Genomic DNA, 17,907 nt, shown 5'->3' on the forward strand with positions numbered 1-17,907 from the left:
CTCCCCGCGGACGGATTTCAGGGCGCCCGCGCCTGTTCAGATGTATCGGATACGGGACGCGATGCAAAGCGGCGCTCGCGCCAGAGAATGTAGAGACCGGATGCAATGATAATGAGGATGCCGATCCATTTCAGGAGATCGGGGAAATCCCCGAAGACCAGCCATGCAAAGATGGTGGCAGAAACGATCTCGAAATATTGCAGTGGCGCGAGTGTGGAAGCGGGCGCGGCACGATAGGCATAGACGCCAAGGATACCGGCGACCGCAGCCGTTAGACCGGTGCCGAAGAGATGGAAAAGGGCGGCGGTATCCGGAACGACCGGACCGAAGGTCTCGGAACCTGTGCCCTCTCCGAAAGTCAACAGCAGGCCACAAATGACGATGCCCCAAACACCTGTCTGGAACTGCATGGACCAGGGATCTTCGCCGTGCGCCAGCGCGCGCGTCATCAGGGCGTAGATGGCGATACAGAAAGCGGTGACGACCGGCAGGAGCGCTATGAAGCCCACTTCTTGGAAACTTGGCTGAATGATGAGCATCGCACCGAAGAAGCCGACCGCACAGGCCGTATAGCGTCTCCAGCCGATTATCTCTTTGAGGAAGATGCTGCCGAGGATCGTCAGGATGATCGGCTCGACGAAGAAGATGGCGATGGCATCGGCCACCTCCATGACCTTCAATGTGGTCACAAAGCAGATCATCGAAAGTGTCAGCACGCCGCCACGGATTGCATGAAAACCGCTCTGGCGCCAGGAGAACTCGCTCCAGATGCGACGGTGCAAGAGCATCGGCAGCATGAACAGAGACTGGACAATGAAACGAGCCGCCGTGACTTCGGCGGGCGGCACCGTCGCCGTTGCAAGTTTGGAGAAGATGTCGATAAGCGGCGAAGCGAGCACCGACAGGAACATCAGGAGCAAGCCAGTGGTGATCTCGGAGGAGGGGGAGGCGAGATTCAGCTTACCGGCAGCGCCGCGCATTCAAAAGATCCCTTTCGCTCAGGACCTTGAGCTTATTCGATCGCACCAGTCCGCAAACTGCGAAATGGCGGTCTCGGCGCTGATTTCGTTTAAAGTCTCGTGCCGCATGTCCTGATATATTTTCGTGGTGATATGGGAGAAGCCGAGTTTTTTCAAATGATTTGACAGCCAGAGGACTGCTTTCCCGTTGTCGGTTCCCGGATCCTGTCCGCCACCGACGATGTGGAACGGCATGTGTCTCGGGAGACTTGCGAGATGCGTCCTTTGAGGGGCGCGGAACGTGAGCGCAAAAACGTCAAGCCAGAGCGAGACGGAACAATCAAAGCCGCAGAGCGGATCGCCAATGTATTTGTCGACCTCCGCCGTATCGCGCGACAGCCAGTCGAATTCCGTACGACGATCAGTGATGGATTGTCCCCAGGCTCCAAAGGTAAGCCTGGGCAGAAAACCGCTCGGAACGTCGGATCCTTTTAACATCCTCTCGGCGAGAAGAATTGCCTGCGCTGCGCGTCCCGCAATTCCCGGATTGAAATTTGCGTTCCAGACTGCGGCTGCGTCGAATCTCTCCGGCGCGGTGACTGCGGTATTCAGGCTGATCAGCCCGCCCATGGAGTGGCCGAAGATGATGATCGGCAGGCCCGGATGCAAAGATGCCGCAAGGTTGCGCACGGCAATCGTGTCCCTGATCACTAGGTCGACGCCATTGTGACGCGCGAACTGCCCGATGGGGGCATCCGGCGCGATAGTCTCGCCATGACCACGATGGTCATGGACATAGACATGATAGCCGCGCACGGCCATCGCGGCTGCGAAGCGTTCATAGCGCCGTGCGTGTTCGGCAAGACCGTGGCAGACAAGGAGAATTCCATGGGCCGGCGTGCTCGCCTCCATGTGATGGTAGGCAAGCGTTGCGCCGGTCTTGCTTTCTAGCCATCGCGTCTGTCTAAACACGCTCGCCCCTTGCCCATGGCAGTGCAGCCGAAGCGAGGCGATGCAGTAAAGAACAGGTCCGATTCTGCCAGATGAAATATTTGCTGGAATTACGATTCATGGTTGCAATGTTTTCTCATTGATGCTTATTTGTTCTCGCATTGTTCTTATTGGGGAGCGGCATGAGAAAGAGCACCTTTAGTTTCGCGGTAGTAATCGCCGCAATCGTATTTAGCACGCAGGGCCTCCAGGCACAGGAGAAAAACGAAACTGGTAAAACCCGATTCATTCTTGCTGCAAGCTGGCAACCGGCGTTTTGCGCAACGAACCAGCGCAAGCCGGAATGCGGCAGCCAGACGAAGGATCGTCACGATGCGACGAATTTCTCGCTGCACGGCCTCTGGCCGATGCGGCGGAATTATTGCAACGTTACGGCCGACCAGCGTGCTGCCGACAAGGACGGCGACTGGAACAAACTGCCCGAGGTAAAGCTGTCCGCGGATACACAGACGGCCCTTGCGAAAGCGATGCCGGGCACGCAATCGGGCCTTGAACGCCACGAATGGATAAAACACGGCACTTGCATGGGACTGGCGGCAGATGAATATTTCAATCTTTCGTTGCGACTTATGGGTGAACTGAATGCCTCGGCGGTGCGCGATCTTTTCGCCGCCAATATCGGCAAATCGCTGAAGGTCGAGGAAATCAAACAGGCTTTCGACAAGAGCTTTGGCGCTGGAGCCGGGGACCGCGTCAAAATGAGCTGCCGGCGCGTGGGCAATCTGCGCATGATTTCGGAGCTGACGATCGGCCTCTCAGAGGATGCCGTTTCGAAGGAAGGTGGAACACCACAACTTGGAAAGTTGATCCAGAACGCCGGAAGTACGACGGCTGGCTGCAACGAGGGTGTCGTCGACGCGGTCGGCTCCTGAAATCGACAGATGATGCATCAGTAAATTCTTAGCAGATCCCGATTAGGATCGGTTGTAGTTCAACAGCCGGTTCAATCGGGATCTTTTGTAGTGTGCGATACGGTCTCAATGCCGGCGCGTGATTTTGGGGCCGTCGCCGAAAGTGCCTTCCCGTGGCGTCTTCTGCCATTGGTCATCCTGACGGCTTTACTGCTGGTGGGTTTGGACTGGGTTGATGGAAGAGCCTATCTGATGGATGTGGATGGCGCGCTATTGGCCGCCGAGATTTGCCGGCCGCTGTTTTGGGCCTTTGGAAACTTAGATCGCGTGATCGCCGATGTCTAATATATTGCCGGCCGAGGCTGATACTTCAGCTGTTGCAGATGTTTCTCCGATACGCAGCTTTCTAATGATCTACGGCGTCGGATTGATATTGGTTCTAATTGATCTCGCCGATGGGCGGCCGTTTATGGCTGATGTCGATGACCAGATGCGGGAATTGCAGATCCGCTATTTGATGTCTGCGTACGGCAACTGGTACGATCTGCGCTTGCCGTTTGTCTCGATGCCAGACGTCTATACCTCGCCCTGGTCGCGGCTGGTTGACCTGCCATATGTGGCGGTCGCCAAAATGCTCATGCCTTTCGTAAGCCCACAGCGAGCCGTAGGACTCGCTTTTCATATTTGGCCGCCGTTGATGTTGGCGATTTTCAGCCTTCTCGCGGCGTCGATCGTACAGAGGCTGATGGTAGGCTTCGAGCTGCGGAAGCTGTCTTACCAGATTTCGCTTGCTATCATGACCTTCGCTATGACCATGGCCGTGCTGGAGTTTGCGCCCGGACGTATCGACCACCATAATGCTCAGATCATCACGATGCTGATGGTCATCGACGGTTTGGCTCGCTGGGACCGCAGGGGAGGCATGATGATCGGAGCGGGTAGTGCGCTTTCCGTTGTCATTGGTCTCGAATGCCTTCCCTTCGTTGTGGTCGCCTACGGTGGGCTTGTGCTTTGCTATATCCAGGGAGCGCGCGGCGTTCGGGAGCTACTTATTGCGGCTTCAGTGTCAATGGTCGCTGTCACGGCCTTTTCGGCGCTGGCTTTCATCGGTCCGGGTGGTATCGTCTCGACGCAATGCGATGCGTTTTCCGCTCCCTATATCGCGCTAATGTGCGGATTTTCTCTCATTCTGGGGCTCTGCGCGGCCATTCAATGGGCGACGCTGTTGCGGAGGGCGATTGTCCTGACCTTTCTGTCAGTTGCACTGCTCGTCACTGCAGGGATGCTCTTTCCGTCCTGTTTGGCAGGTCCCTACAGCATTATTGATCCGCTATCGCGGGAGCTCTGGTTTGATCGCATCTGGCAGGAACACAGTTTCTTGTATTTCTACGGGAACGGTCAATATGACGTTTTGGTACTTCTTGCGTTGTTGACCGCTGCGACAATTTTGGCATTTCCAATCGCCCTGGCAAAAGTTCAGGCGCGGGAGCCCGGTTTAGCTATCATCTATGGCGTAGCTCTAAGTTCAATACTCGTAACTCTACTGCTTACCCGTTATATCCGCTTTCCCGCGGCTTTCTTATCGCTCTTTCTGCCCCCTACGATTGCTTGGTTGATAGATCGGCATCGATTTCCGAGAGCGCGCCGCCTTGCTGCCAGTTGTGCCGCCGCGGGGGGTGTGGGTTTTGGCGTGTTGTATTTTGTGATCCCTCCCAGGAATTGGAACTTCGATGCGGTCGACTACATGGCGTTCAGTGAATGCAAGGGACAGGATTTTTCCGTCTTTTTGAAGGTCCCGCCCGGCCGGATCGCCGTCCCTCAAGGCCTTTCATTGCCTGTTCTGTTCGCCGCTCCTCCAGGTTTTTCCGTTGGCGCGGTTCCATTTCATCGCTCTTCGCCCGGTATGAGACGGATGTTTGAGGCTTTCCGCTCTAGTGACGCTGAGGTTCGGCGCAGCGCACTCGCCCCGTTCGATTATGTGGCCGTTTGCAGATTTCCCTTAAAGGCTGATCCGAAGGACGCGCCGCTTTATGCTGCCCTTGCCGCCGGCAAGTCCTGGCCGGGCTTGCAGCGCATTGAGCCGCCTGCGAAAACAGACTTCCAGCTTTTCAGCATCGATCATCTAAAGCTTCAGTAGCGTCATCGATTGCTTCTGCCGGATCTGAGATGTAGTGCGACAAAAGCTCTGGTTTTTGGGCTTCGTGCGTTGCTCCTTCGTGCTAATTCGCCTACATAGCGGCAAAATCAAAATTCCCTTGCGGAGCAGTTCATCCATGGCACGTCAGTTCATTTATCATATGGCCGGTCTTAACAAGGCCTATGGCAACAAGAAGGTTTTGGAGAATATCCACCTTTCGTTTTATCCCAACGCCAAGATCGGCATTCTCGGTCCGAACGGTGCCGGTAAGTCGACGGTACTGCGCATCATGGCCGGTCTGGACAAGGAATATACGGGCGAAGCATGGCTCGCCGAGGGTGCGACGCTTGGTTATCTGGCGCAGGAACCGCAACTCGATCTATCCAAATCCGTGCTCGAGAATGTCATGGAAGGCGTCGCATCCAAGAAGGCGATCCTCGACCGTTACAACGAGCTGATGATGAACTATTCCGACGAGACGGCGGAAGAGGGCGCGAAGCTCCAGGACATCATCGACAGCCAGAATCTCTGGGACCTGGAAAGCCAGGTGGAGATGGCGATGGATGCGTTGCGCTGCCCGCCGGGCGACTCGGAGGTTACGAGCCTTTCGGGTGGTGAGAAGCGTCGTGTCGCGCTCTGCCAGCTGCTGCTGTCGCAGCCCGACCTGCTTCTGCTCGACGAACCGACCAACCATCTGGACGCCGAGACCATTGCCTGGCTCGAAAAGCATCTGCGCGAATATCCGGGTGCGGTCCTGATGATTACCCACGACCGCTACTTCCTCGACAATGTTACCGGCTGGATCCTCGAGCTCGACCGTGGCCGTGGTATCCCTTACGAGGGCAACTACTCGGCCTATCTTCAGGCCAAGGCCAAGCGCATGCAGCAGGAAGGCCGCGAGGAGGCATCCCGTCAGAAGGCGCTCTCGCGTGAACAGGAATGGATCGCCTCCAGCCCGAAGGCTCGGCAGGCGAAATCAAAGGCGCGTATCCGCGCCTATGACGAACTGGTCAAGGCAGCCGCCGACCGTCGCCCCGGCGATGCACAGATCGTCATCCCGGTCGGCGAGCGTCTCGGCCAGGTGGTAATCGAGGCCGAGAACCTGACAAAGTCCTACGGCGATCGGGTACTGATCGAAAACCTGTCCTTCAAGCTGCCCCCGGGTGGCATCGTCGGTGTCATCGGGCCGAACGGCGCCGGCAAGACGACGCTGTTCCGCATGATCACGGGGCAGGAAAAGCCGGACAGCGGCGATATCCGCGTGGGCGAAACGGTCGACCTCGGCTATGTCGATCAGAGCCGCGACGCGCTCGCCGGCGACAAGACCGTGTGGGAGGAGATCTCCGGCGGCAACGATATCATCAAGCTTGGCAAGCATGAGGTCAATTCCCGCGCCTATTGCGGCGCTTTTAACTTCAAGGGCGGCGATCAGCAGCAGAAGGTCGGCACGCTCTCCGGTGGTCAGCGCAACCGCGTGCATCTTGCCAAGATGCTGAAGGCCGGCGGCAACGTGATCCTGCTCGACGAACCGACCAACGACCTCGACACCGAGACGCTGTCTGCGCTGGAAGATGCGCTCGAAAACTTCGCCGGTTGTGCGGTCATCATCAGCCACGATCGCATGTTCCTCGATCGGCTCGCGACGCATATCCTCGCCTTTGAAGGCGACAGCCATGTCGAATGGTTCGAGGGGAATTTCGAGGATTACGAGCAGGACAAGATTCGTCGTCTCGGCGCCGATTCCGTCAATCCCAAGCGTGTCACCTACAAGCGGCTGACCCGATAGACCGCATTTACGGTCGCGGATCCGGCGGAGTACCGCCGGATTCTTTTCCTCCGCCTGCCTTGGTTCTTCGTCGAAGTCGTTTGCTTCTTGCAGAGCGGCGTTGCACGAAGGTCGCGCCTCATCGATTTCGCTTTGGATTCCCGTATCTTGCGGATTGCATGTCCATCTTGTTGCCGTAATCCTTAATATCTGCTCGCATCAGCTTTGAACGGAGATCCCGCGATTCATGATAAAGAAATTTGCCCTCCTGGCGCTCGCCGCCACGTATCTCAGTGCATGCACGACGACCGACCCCTATACAGGTGAGCAGAAAATGTCGAATACGGCCGGTGGCGCTATGCTCGGCGCGGCTGTCGGTGCGCTCGGAGGACTTGCAGTTGGCCATTCTGCCGATTCACGGCGCAACGCCGCGTTGATCGGCGCCGGCATCGGCGCTCTCGCAGGCGGGGCGATCGGCAACTATATGGACCAGCAGGAGGCCGAACTTCGCGCTCAGCTCGAAGGAACCGGCATCTCGGTCACACGCCAAGGCGATCGTATCATTCTCAACATGCCGTCGAACATTACCTTCGACGTCGATCAGGATGCGGTGAAGTCCGGATTCTATCCGACGCTGAATTCGGTCGCTATCGTGTTGCGTAAGTTCAACCGCACGCTAATCGACATCAACGGCCATACCGATTCGACCGGAAGCCTCGCTCATAACCAGGATCTCTCACAGCGTCGCGCCTATTCGGTGGCGAACTATCTCGGCGGTCAGGGTATCGATCAGCGTCGCATTTCAGCCCAAGGCTTCGGCCCGTCACAGCCTGTTGCCTCGAACGCTACGGAGGCGGGGCGAGCGCAGAACCGCCGCGTCGAAATCCAGATCGCCCCAATCACCCAGAGCTAGTTGCCAAGGCGATTCGTTTTCACAGCGGCCGGGTAACGCCCGGCCGCTTTTATTTGGGACATCAATGTCCTTTCACGGCGCATTAATGATTCATGTTGGCGCCCTTGGTGATCTTGTCGACGATCTTCTTGTCCGCATGCAATGCGATGCCGACGACCTTCGCGTCCTCGGGCGCAAATTCGGCGAAGACGGCGCGATTTGCAGCATCGTGTCCCGTCGCGAACATCTCCTCTATGAAGAGCGAGGTTGCGACGCCCCGTTCCAGTGCGCGGCGATGGATTGCAGAAATCGCGGCGTCGTCGGCCGAAAGTACGATGATCGGCTGCCTGGACAGAGCATTGTAGAGGTTGCCGGCGCGGTCACGATAGGGCTCACCGATGATGTCGGGCGATTGCGCGGCGATCCCGCTCATCAAAAATGCGGTCACATTCAGCTTCTGCCAGGGCGCAAGATTGCTTCGCAGCACGATCGCAATTTTGGTATCAAACATTGCAGTTTCTTTCACATGGGATTTCCGAGGTGGTTTTGCAGAACGATCTTGGCGCGCCGGTCTTCGAAGGTCTTGAACGTTTGTGCGAGGCACCGGATGTAAACCGGATCACGACCGCGCCAACCTATCCCGGCATCGAGCGCATTCAGGCGCAGTTTTCCGGCAATGCGTTCGAACCGCATCGTCACGACACCTACGCGCTTGGGGTGACGTTGAGAGGCGTCCAGACCTTCGCATATCGTGGCGAGCGCCGCTTCAGCTTGCCGGGACGGGTCATCATACTGCATCCGGACGAAATTCATGACGGCGGCGCGGCTACCGACGACGGGCTGCGCTATCGCATGCTTTATCTCGAGCCATCACTCCTGCTGCAATGTCTGAGGGGAAGTGCGGCAGGACTGCCTTTCGTGAGCGACCCGGTGGTGAAGGACGCGAGGTTGGCGTCATTGCTGCTCGGCGCACTTGGCCAACTCGATCGAAAACTAGATGATCTTTTTGTCGACGACTTCGTCGCAAATGTCGCGCGCGGTCTTGCCCGGCATGCGAGGTTGCCGATAAAGCCCCTTGGCAACGTTGCGTGGCGTCAGGTGAATGCCGCACGGGAATATCTGGAGGCGAATGCCGTGCGTGGCGTAAGTTCGACGGAATTGGAGGCGGTCACCGGCCTTGATCGCTTCGCTCTTTCTCGTCATTTTCGCGTCGCATTTGCGACCAGCCCGCACCGCTATCTGCTGATGCGCCGCCTACAAAAAGCGCGGACGATGATAGATGCGGGAGAGGACTTGGCAGGAGCTGCTGCGGCAGCCGGATTCGCCGATCAGAGCCATTTCAGCCGCCATTTCAAGAAGGCTTACGGCATGACACCAGGCCAATGGGCGACGTTTACGATGCCGCAGAACAATCCGGTCAGGCGGTAGTTGAATGGTCCGCCGGTCTGCTTCGGCGCGCAATGAAGCGCGCGAGCGAGGGGCCGATCAAGATGATGAGGAAGAAGCGCGCGGTCTGCATTGCCATAACGAAGGGAAGATCGACGTCGCTCGACGCGGCGATGATCGCCACCGAATCTGCGCCGCCCGGACTGGTGGCGAGATAGGCCGTCAGCGGGTCAACGCCTGCAAATATGTGAAGCGCGAAAGCCATGCAACCGCACAGCGCCATCAGCGTCAGGATCGAGCCCGTGACGCGGGGAAGGGCGCGGGTGGCGTGCATGATGATGTCGCGGGTGAACCTGAGTCCGATACTCCAGCCGACAAAGGCATAACTGGCGGCGAGCAGCCACATGGGCAGTTCGATGGTGAGGATGCCAAATCCCTGCAGCAACGAACCGACGATGAGCGGCAGGATGATCGTGCCACCCGCTATGCGAAACCGCGTCGCAATATAGGCGCAAAGGGCGGTAAGGCCGACGGTCGCCGCGAGGGAATCCCAATGCACTGGAGGAAAAAGGATAAGTGGCGGCGGTTCACCGCCATCGGCCGCCATCCACAGCCTTGAAACAGCGGAAGCCGCGACGGCGACAAAGACGACGCGCAGATATTGCATGAAAGCAACGAGGCGCGAGTCCGCGCCGTAGGCCTCCGACATGATGACCATTGCCGAAGCGGCACCGGGAGAGGAGCCCCATACGGCCGTCGTACCGGGCAGGACCTGCCAGCGTGTGAGCAGCCAGCCGAGAAGGCCGCTCGCTGCGATAACTGCCATGATCATCGTCAGGAAGAGGGGAGCCTCCGAACTCATGGTGTCGATGATGTCCGGCGTGATACTGCGTGCCATCATGAAACCGACAAGGCACTGGGAAAAGAGGAGCGGACGCTGAGGCACCTTAATCGCTCCCTTTCCTGTCGCGAGCGAGAGGATGATGGCCGCGACCATCGGGCCGATCAGCAGCGACGCAGGAAGGCCGGTCAGTTCCAGGAGAACAACCAGCAGGAGGGACAGGCCAAGCAGAATTCCCCACTGCAACAGACCCGCACCGAAGGCAAAGGTGAAACGGGGGCTGTCATTCTTTTTGAGCATTTGGCTTTTTGAGCATTTGGCCTGTCTCGTCTTTCCGCCAATGCCTTCCTTTCATGGACGGCAACGATCATGGAACTACTGAAAACGAGCATCGGCAGCAAACAAGGAAACTGGATGGACTAGTCGAGCGGAATTAGAGAAGTGAGGGTACGCTCATGAAACGAATATAGATGTCCATCACCGGCGGTCAACGTCAAATCTGCGTCTAAGACGCACAACGGTGGCCATAACGTTTTGAATTGCCGCATGGTTTTAAGGAACCATGCGGGAGGAAAAGCGGACATTCTCCGCCAGGAAATCGAGGAGTGCCCGGATCCGTGCCGGCAGCGGACCGCCCTGGCCGAGATAGACTGCGTGAAACTCTTCGAGGTCGCCCGGATTAAAATTCTCCATGACCGGCAGGAGACGGCCGGACTCGAGATCGCCGCGTACGGTGAACGCTGCAAGGCGCGCAAGACCGGCGCCGGTAAGCGCCATATGGCGCATCGCCTCGCCGTCTGAAACCTCGACAGCAATTGGCGCTTCAACTGCGGCTCTGCCCGGAGCCTCCAGAAACGGCCAGGTTTCGACCGCTCGCGCATAGGAAAAAGCGATGCGCCGGTGACGGTCCAGATCGGCAGGGGACTCGGGCATCCCGAATTGTTTCAGATATGCAGGCGAGGCGACGATCGTCATCCGTGTCGCGCCCAGCTTGCGCGCCATCAGGCTTGAACTCTTCATGGGACCGGCGCGGATAGCGACATCGGCACGCTCGCCCAGAAGATCGATAACTCTGTCGGTATGGGCGATATCGAGTGTCACAGCCGGATAATCGGATAGAAATCGCGGCACGAGCGGGGCCAGCATGTGGTAGCCGAAGGAGGCGCTGGTATTGATACGGATGCGCCCGGCGGGCTGTTCTCCGGCCGAGGCATGACGCTCGGCTTCCGCAATATCGGCGAGAATGCGAAGGCTACGTTCATAGAAGGAGCAGCCTTCCGGTGTCAGCTGCAGCTTGCGCGTCGAGCGATTCACCAGCCTTGCACCCAGGCGGGCTTCCAACCTGGCAATAAGCTTGCTGACAGCCGATGGCGTCATCCGGCATGCGGCAGCCGCGGTCGAGAAACCTTCGAGTTCCACGACCCTGACAAACACTTCCATTTCACCCGAACGGTTGATTTCCTGTCGGCTCATGATGAATTCAACTCACAAATCTTTTTCTTTCGGTAATCTATATCACGATCTCTGCTGCGTCTATTGAAGATGGACGACAGAAGGAGATGGATGAATGGACTACAGAAATCTTGGCGCGTCCGGCCTCAAGGTGCCGGTTCTAAGCTTCGGTGCGGGCACATTCGGCGGTAGCGGACCGCTGTTTGGCGCATGGGGCAATACCGAGGCCACAGAAGCGCGGCGACTGGTGGACATTTGCCTGGAAGCGGGCGTCAATCTGTTCGATACCGCCGATGTCTATTCATTCGGCGCTTCGGAGGAGGTGCTGGGCCAGGCCATCAAGGGACGCCGCGCTGAGGTGATGATCTCAACCAAGACTGCGCTGCCGATGGGCGATGGCCCGAACGACGCCGGCACCTCGCGTTCCCGATTGATAAAGGCAACAGAGGATGCCTTGCGGCGCCTCGGTACGGATTATATCGATCTTCTGCAATTGCATGCCTTCGACGCAGCGACGCCGGTCGAGGAGGTGCTCTCGACACTCGACGCCCTTATTTCCGCGGGCAAGATCCGCTATGCCGGTGTCTCGAATTTCTCGGGCTGGCAGTTGATGAAATCGCTCGCAATCGCCGAGAAATATGGCTACGCCCGCTACATAGCGCATCAAGTCTATTATTCATTGGTAGGCCGCGATTACGAGTGGGAGTTGATGCCGCTTGCCGCCGATCAAGGGGTGGGAGCGCTCGTCTGGAGCCCGCTGGGATGGGGCAGACTGACAGGCAAGATCCGCCGCGGTCAACCCTTGCCGGAGGAAAGCCGGCTACAGCAGACGGCGTCGTTCGGTCCTCCGGTCGATGATGAAAAGCTGTTCGACATCATCGACGTAATCGATGTGATCGCGAAGGAAACCGGCAGAAGTGTGCCGCAGATTGCGCTCAACTGGCTAGCCGGTCGTCCGACGGTTGCGAGCGTCATCATCGGCGCGCGCAGTGAAGAGCAACTGCGCCAGAATCTTGGTGCGCTCGGATGGTCCCTGACAGCGGAGCAGGTGGCGCGACTTGATGCGGCCAGCGCGGTAACGGCGCCATATCCCTATTTCCCCTACCGCCGACAAGAGGGATTTGCCCGGCTTAATCCGCCATTGATCTGAAGGGTGCACCTTCGACGCCATCGCGTCCCCAGGAGTTCGGGCAACCGAAATTCTCCCACTGGACAGCGCAGCCCCCTTGCCCCATAGAACCGGGGCGGGGCGGTGCGCCGCTGGAATAAAATGATGGGAGATCAGTGGCATGCCCTTATCGGATGCGAAGGTCGGCAAGCGCAACGAAGCTGGCGTCGCGGCGGTGCTTGGCGTCCTCAAGCAGACGTTCGGCGAAAGGTTTCAGACGGGTGAATCCTTTCGCGCCCAGCATGCGCACACGACAACCTATATTCCCGCACAACTGCCTGATGGCGTGATCTTCGCCGAGAGCGGCGAGGATGTGAAGGCGGTCGTCAAGCTCTGTGCAGAGCACAAGGTTCCGGTTATTCCCTTCGGGACCGGCTCGTCGCTCGAAGGCCACACCAACGCTCCAAGCGGCGGAATTTCAATTGATTTCAGTCGGATGAACCGGATTCTCGAAGTCAATGTCGAGGATCTCGACTGTATCGTCGAGCCGGGCGTTACGCGTGAACAATTGAATACCTATTTGCGCGACACCGGCCTGTTCTTTCCGATTGACCCCGGCGCCAACGCTTCCATCGGCGGAATGGCTTCGACGCGGGCCTCCGGCACCAATGCGGTCCGCTACGGCACAATGAAGGATAACGTGCTGGCCGTGACGGCGGTGACGGCGAATGGTGAGGAGATCCGAACTGGGCGTCGTGCGCGTAAATCATCGGCGGGATATGATCTCACGCGGCTTTTCGTAGGGGCGGAAGGAACATTGGGCGTCCTGACTTCGGTTACGCTCAGGCTTCAGGGCATTCCCCAGAAGATCGCCGGCGGTGTCTGCGCCTTTCCGAGTGTCAAGGCGGCGTGTGACGCAGTCATCCTGACGATCCAGATGGGTGTCCCCGTGGCGCGCATCGAACTGCTGGACGCCGTGCAGATGCGGGCCTGCAACGAATATTCCGGGCTGACCTATGACGTGCAGCCGACACTTTTTCTGGAATTTCATGGAACGGACGAAACGGTTGCCCTTCAATCGGCACAGTTCGCCGATATAGCGGCCGAATGCGGTGGCGGGAATTTTCTCTGGACCACCAATGCTGAGGAGCGCAGCAGACTCTGGAAGGCACGCCACGACGCCTATTGGGCGTCGCGAGCGCTGGCTCCGGATCTTGCAGCGCTTTCGACGGATGTCTGTGTGCCGATATCGCAGCTTGCCGAGTGCGTGGCCGAAACACAGGCCGATATCGAGACGCATGGGCTGCTGGCGCCTATCGTGGGCCATGCCGGCGACGGCAATTTCCATGTGTTACTGCTGTTCGACGACAAGACGCCGGAGGGTGTTGCGACGGCCGAAGCGTTCGTCAGCCGCCTGAATGCGAGGGCGCTGGCGATGGAAGGAACCTGCACGGGTGAGCATGGCATCGGTCAAGGCAAGATATCGTTTCTGGAGCAAGAGCTCGGCGACGCCGTCGATCTGATGCGCCAGGTGAAGAAGGCACTCGATCCAGACGGAATATTCAATCCAGGCAAGATCTTCCGGATGAGCTGAAAAATGAATATTGCCATGATCTTGGCTTGCTACGCACACGAATAGAGGTAGTGTCGTCACGGGACGGCGAAAGGAGAATACACGGGTTGTTAGGACGATTTCTGGTCTTTCTGGGCGGACTGCTGGTTGTGGTGCTCTTTGTGGCGCTGCTTGCCCCGCTTTTCATCGACTGGACTGACTTCCGCAAGAATTTCGAGGATCAGGCGAGCCGCATCATCGGCAAAAAGGTGATGGTGCACGGCACAGTGGATGCCCGATTGCTTCCCTTTCCGTCGGTCACACTCCATGACGTGCGTGTCGGCCAGGAGCCGGATGGAACGCCGCTGGTCAAGATCGAGCAATTCTCGATGGATGCCGAGCTGGCGCCTTTCCTGAGTGGCGAGGCCCTTATCTTCGACATGCGGATCGTCAACCCGAAGGTGCGCCTGAGGCTGCTGAAGGACGGTACGCTCGACTGGACCCGCGGTAGCCGCGCGGAGATCCCCGCCAAGACCGTGGTGCTGGAAAATGTGCATGTCAGCGGCGGTGAGGTGCAGTTCATCGATGAGCAATCAGGACGTAGCCGCCGTGTGACGGGGCTGAATGCCGAGATGTCGGCAAAATCGCTGGCAGGTCCCTGGCGGATCGACGGGGATGCGGCCCTTGACGGAGAGCATGGCAATTTCACCATTTCCAGCGGCCAGCCCGACGAGAAGGGCGTCTTGCGCGTTCGCACCCGGCTCGTTCCCGACAGCCATCCGCTCAATATCGATCTCGATGGCGAACTGAAGCTGGTCGACAGCAGACCGAACTATCAGGGCCTGTTCACGGCGAACATGGTCAATAAGGACGGGCAAGACAAATCCTCGGAGCAGAAGGCAGCCGAGCCCCGTGTGAAGGGTCGGTTCGAGCTTACCAACGACCGGATACGCGTTCCCGAGTATAGGCTCGAGGTCGGCGCGGCGGAGGACCCCTACGTGGTCACCGGTGAAGCGACACTCGATACCGGCAGTCAGCAGGAATTCCTTTTGACCGCCGAGGGACAGCAGATCGATGTCAATCGAATTGGCAATCAGGGGGCAAACGGCAAGACGACGCGTGACCCGGCTGTCTCGGCACGCCAGCGGCTGAATTCTCTGATCTCGATCGCGGCCACCATTCCAATCCCGCAGGTGCCGGGCAGGGCGAGCCTTAAGCTGCCTGCTATCGTTGCCGGCGATACCACAATCCGTGACGTCCGGCTCGATCTGCAACCTGCAGGGACAGGATGGGCCATCGACAATGCGGTCGGCACATTACCGGGACGAACCCAGGTCGAGGCCACCGGCAAACTGAACCTCAAGGGTGATCCCTCGTTTGCCGGCAATATCGTGGTGGCGTCCAACCAGCCATCCGGCTTGGCCTCCTGGCTTGCCGGTTCCGTCGATCCCGCGATCCGCAAACTGAACGCTGCCGGCTTCTCTGCGAGTGTGAACCTGACGCATGATCTGCAGCGGTTCGAAAACCTGGAGGTTGCCGTCGGCGCAGCGACCTTGAAAGGCCGGCTCGAGCGGCAGTCGGTCTCGAACCAGACGCCAACCTTGTCGGTCGATCTCAGCGGAGACGAGCTGGAGCTCGATGCGCTGCGGGCACTGGCGGGGCTTGTTACCGGCCAGGAAGCGGGCGACAATATTCTCGACCATAAGATCGCCGCGCAATTCAGGGCGGGTAAGTTCACGGCCTTCGGCGTCGAGGCCGAAAATGTCGAAACCGCTTTCTCGATCACGGACGGAGGATTGTCGATCGACCGGCTATCCATCCGCAACCTCGCTGGCGCTGAGTTGACGGCGACAGGGCGGACGGAAGGTTCATTGCTCGATTACCGGGGCTCGGGCGAAATCACATTCAAATCGGCAGACCCGGGATCGTTCTTCACCATGCTTCGCGAGCATCTGCCCCATCATCCTGTCATAGACAGGCTGGTGCGTAATGCGGCCTGGTACGGCAACACGGCGCTGCGCGGCGCTCTGACGATCGGGGGCGATCAGGGTAATGGGCTGAGCGTTACACTCGCAGGCGTTTCCAATGGCAGTCGCGTCAACCTCGACTACCGGATGTCGGATCTCTTTGGTCTCATGGACAAGGGGACTGTCAGCCTCGAGGCGACACTCGAAAATTCCGTCACATCAATTCTGTTCGGCCAGGCAGGTCTCGATCCTCTGCCCGTGTCGGCCGATGCCAATGGCCGTCTGACGCTGAAGGTCCAGGCGGACGGATCGGATCCGGCCGATGCCGCGCTGACTTTTGCAACCGATCGCACTTCATTTACCGCGAACGGCAAGGTGGATGTAAGACCCGATGCCTTCATGAACGGGCAGATCGCTCTTTCGCTGGAGAGCGCCGATCTCAACCCTTATCTTGTCATGAACGGGATTGGATTGCCGCAGGAGGGGACGGGGCTGCCGGTGAAACTGCAGGCCAATGCGGCCGTGGATGCCGGCAAGATCGTTCTTAGCGACATCAAGGGGCAGGCCGCCGACGATCCGTTCTCCGGAGAACTCACCGTTGATCGTCTGGCGCCCAATATTAAGGCTGCCGGCGAACTGACGCTCGGAAAGGCGGATCTCGGTTGGGTCGGCGAGGCGATTTATGGACCGATAACCGATGCGGGGACGGGTCATTTCACCACCGCGGCGCTAGGTCTGCCGGTCTTCAAGGACATAGATGTCAACCTCAAGCTTTCGGCGAAGGAATTCTGGCCGGTAATCTCCGGTCCGGTTTCGGATTTCGCGGCCAATGTCGTCTACAGGGGTGAGGAACTGCAGCTCAACGACATGAGCGGCGGCTGGGACGGCGGCAAGCTCAGCGGCAACCTCCTGCTGAGTAACGCGGATGGAACAGGATTTTTCCAGACAAAGCTTGCATTGACCGATGCTGATATTGCGGCGATTTCCTGGCAGCGTGACGGCGCGCCAATTGCCGGCGGGCGTTTCGGGCTCTCGCTGTCTGCGGAAGCGAGCGGCAAGACCATGAGCGAGATTGCTGGAGTGCTGAACGGCTCCGGTGAATTGCAGTTCGGGCAGACGAATGTTCGCGGGCTCAATCTGGCTGTGCTGATGCCGCTGCTGGCGGCAACGGACCAGATGGAGGGGGAGATTACCGCACAGAAAGTGCGGCCGATCATAGAGACGCTCCTCAACAACGGCGAGGCGGCGTTAGGCCCGCTTACAATCCCGTTCAACATCGCCGACGGCGAGCTGCGGATGCAGAACATCAGCACCGGTAATGATCTCGCGAGTCTTTCCGGCAATGCGGTGATAGATCTGCCGAACCAGCGGCTGCAAGGATCGCTTGGAGTGAGCCTGATACCAGGCAAGGAAGCGCTTGCAGGTGCCGAACCGGCTTTGCGCCTGGATTTCAAAGGGCCGCTCAAGACGCCGGGCAGGACCATGGACGTAGCTGATATCACCAGCTTCCTGTCATTGCGGGCATTTGAGCGGGAACGGCGTCGCGTCGAGCGACTTCAGTCGAGTGTTCTGGAGAAGCAGCGTCTTCGCCGGGAGGTGGCACTCTACAAGTTCAATGACGCCCAACGTCAGGCCGCGCGTCTGAGTGCAGCAGAGATCGAGCGTCAGCGTGAGGCCGAGGAATTGCGTCTGAGGGCGCTCGCCATCCAAGCCGCGGAACAGAGAAAGGCCGAAGCGGAGGCAAGGGCAAAAGCCCAAGCTGAGGCGGAGGCAAGAGCAAAAGCTCAGGCCGAGGCGGAGGCACGTCGCCAGGAGCAGCAGCGCGATATTGGCAACAATCCGCCTGCCGGACGCCGTGATGAAGTCATACGTGGCGATCTGCCGCCGCCCTCCGGCGGTGGGTTGAATTTCGATCTCCTACCGAGGGGGATACAGTAGAAGGGCTACTGCATGTTTCCTTAGGTCGGAACCGATTTAAGGATAAGA

At 58.6% G+C, this 17,907-nt stretch carries 14 protein-coding genes; 9 read left to right on the forward strand and 5 right to left on the reverse strand.

Going from position 1 to position 17,907, the window contains the following annotated elements; genetic code table 11:
* Positions 1 to 17: 17 nt before the first annotated feature.
* Both AAE029_RS04770 and AAE029_RS04775 read right to left on the reverse strand, forming a co-directional pair.
* Positions 18 to 980 carry a DMT family transporter gene (locus AAE029_RS04770; RefSeq protein ID WP_371071662.1) on the reverse strand — a complete coding sequence of 321 codons (963 nt, stop codon included), beginning with the start codon at positions 978 to 980 and terminating at the stop codon, positions 18 to 20.
* Positions 981 to 998: 18 nt separating this feature from the next.
* Complete coding sequence (locus AAE029_RS04775) at positions 999 to 1,871, reverse strand: alpha/beta fold hydrolase (protein ID WP_371072094.1); 873 nt, start codon at positions 1,869 to 1,871, stop codon at positions 999 to 1,001.
* Positions 1,872 to 2,092: 221 nt separating this feature from the next.
* On the opposite strand from AAE029_RS04775, the gene AAE029_RS04780 reads away from it, so the two are divergent.
* The 5 genes from AAE029_RS04780 to AAE029_RS04800 all read left to right on the forward strand — a co-directional run bounded on the left by AAE029_RS04780 (position 2,093) and on the right by AAE029_RS04800 (position 7,636).
* Complete coding sequence (locus AAE029_RS04780; protein ID WP_371071663.1) at positions 2,093 to 2,842, forward strand: ribonuclease; 750 nt, start codon at positions 2,093 to 2,095, stop codon at positions 2,840 to 2,842.
* Between the two features lie 108 nt (positions 2,843 to 2,950).
* Complete coding sequence (locus tag AAE029_RS04785) at positions 2,951 to 3,166, forward strand: hypothetical protein (protein WP_371071664.1); 216 nt, start codon at positions 2,951 to 2,953, stop codon at positions 3,164 to 3,166.
* A gap of 64 nt (positions 3,167 to 3,230) precedes the next feature.
* Positions 3,231 to 4,958, forward strand: coding sequence for a hypothetical protein (locus AAE029_RS04790; RefSeq protein ID WP_371071665.1), 1,728 nt, complete (start codon positions 3,231 to 3,233; stop codon positions 4,956 to 4,958).
* Between the two features lie 136 nt (positions 4,959 to 5,094).
* Positions 5,095 to 6,744, forward strand: coding sequence for an energy-dependent translational throttle protein EttA (gene ettA / locus AAE029_RS04795; RefSeq protein WP_371071666.1), 1,650 nt, complete (start codon positions 5,095 to 5,097; stop codon positions 6,742 to 6,744).
* 226 nt (positions 6,745 to 6,970) lie between these two features.
* The gene (locus tag AAE029_RS04800; RefSeq protein WP_371071667.1) at positions 6,971 to 7,636 is read left to right on the forward strand and encodes an OmpA family protein; all 666 of its coding nucleotides are present in this window, start codon (positions 6,971 to 6,973) and stop codon (positions 7,634 to 7,636) included.
* 82 nt (positions 7,637 to 7,718) lie between these two features.
* On the opposite strand, the gene AAE029_RS04805 is transcribed toward AAE029_RS04800, so the two are convergent.
* The gene (locus AAE029_RS04805; RefSeq protein WP_371071668.1) at positions 7,719 to 8,126 is read right to left on the reverse strand and encodes a DUF2000 family protein; all 408 of its coding nucleotides are present in this window, start codon (positions 8,124 to 8,126) and stop codon (positions 7,719 to 7,721) included.
* A gap of 35 nt (positions 8,127 to 8,161) precedes the next feature.
* Between AAE029_RS04805 and AAE029_RS04810 the strand changes: the two genes are divergently transcribed.
* Positions 8,162 to 9,043 (forward strand): AraC family transcriptional regulator, encoded by an 882-nt coding sequence (locus tag AAE029_RS04810; RefSeq protein ID WP_371072095.1) that lies wholly within the window; start codon positions 8,162 to 8,164, stop codon positions 9,041 to 9,043.
* On the opposite strand, the gene AAE029_RS04815 is transcribed toward AAE029_RS04810, so the two are convergent.
* Positions 9,033 to 10,142, reverse strand: coding sequence for an AbrB family transcriptional regulator (locus AAE029_RS04815; RefSeq protein ID WP_371071669.1), 1,110 nt, complete (start codon positions 10,140 to 10,142; stop codon positions 9,033 to 9,035). The genes AAE029_RS04810 and AAE029_RS04815 overlap by 11 nt on opposite strands.
* A 252-nt stretch (positions 10,143 to 10,394) precedes the next feature.
* A complete protein-coding gene (locus tag AAE029_RS04820) occupies positions 10,395 to 11,315 on the reverse strand; it encodes a LysR family transcriptional regulator (protein WP_371071670.1) in 921 nt (306 codons plus the stop codon).
* Positions 11,316 to 11,409: 94 nt separating this feature from the next.
* On the opposite strand from AAE029_RS04820, the gene AAE029_RS04825 reads away from it, so the two are divergent.
* The 3 genes from AAE029_RS04825 (at position 11,410) to AAE029_RS04835 (ending at position 17,859) form a co-directional block, all read left to right on the forward strand.
* On the forward strand, positions 11,410 to 12,444 hold the full coding sequence (locus tag AAE029_RS04825) for an aldo/keto reductase (RefSeq protein ID WP_371071671.1): 1,035 nt from the start codon (positions 11,410 to 11,412) through the stop codon (positions 12,442 to 12,444).
* Between the two features lie 139 nt (positions 12,445 to 12,583).
* A complete protein-coding gene (locus AAE029_RS04830) occupies positions 12,584 to 13,996 on the forward strand; it encodes an FAD-binding oxidoreductase (protein WP_371071672.1) in 1,413 nt (470 codons plus the stop codon).
* A gap of 86 nt (positions 13,997 to 14,082) precedes the next feature.
* Entirely contained in the window at positions 14,083 to 17,859 is a 3,777-nt protein-coding gene (locus tag AAE029_RS04835) for an AsmA family protein (RefSeq protein ID WP_371071673.1), read from the forward strand.
* Positions 17,860 to 17,907 lie beyond the last annotated feature (48 nt).

Source organism: Sinorhizobium sp. CB7 (assembly GCF_041357635.1).
GTDB lineage: Bacteria > Pseudomonadota > Alphaproteobacteria > Rhizobiales > Rhizobiaceae > Rhizobium.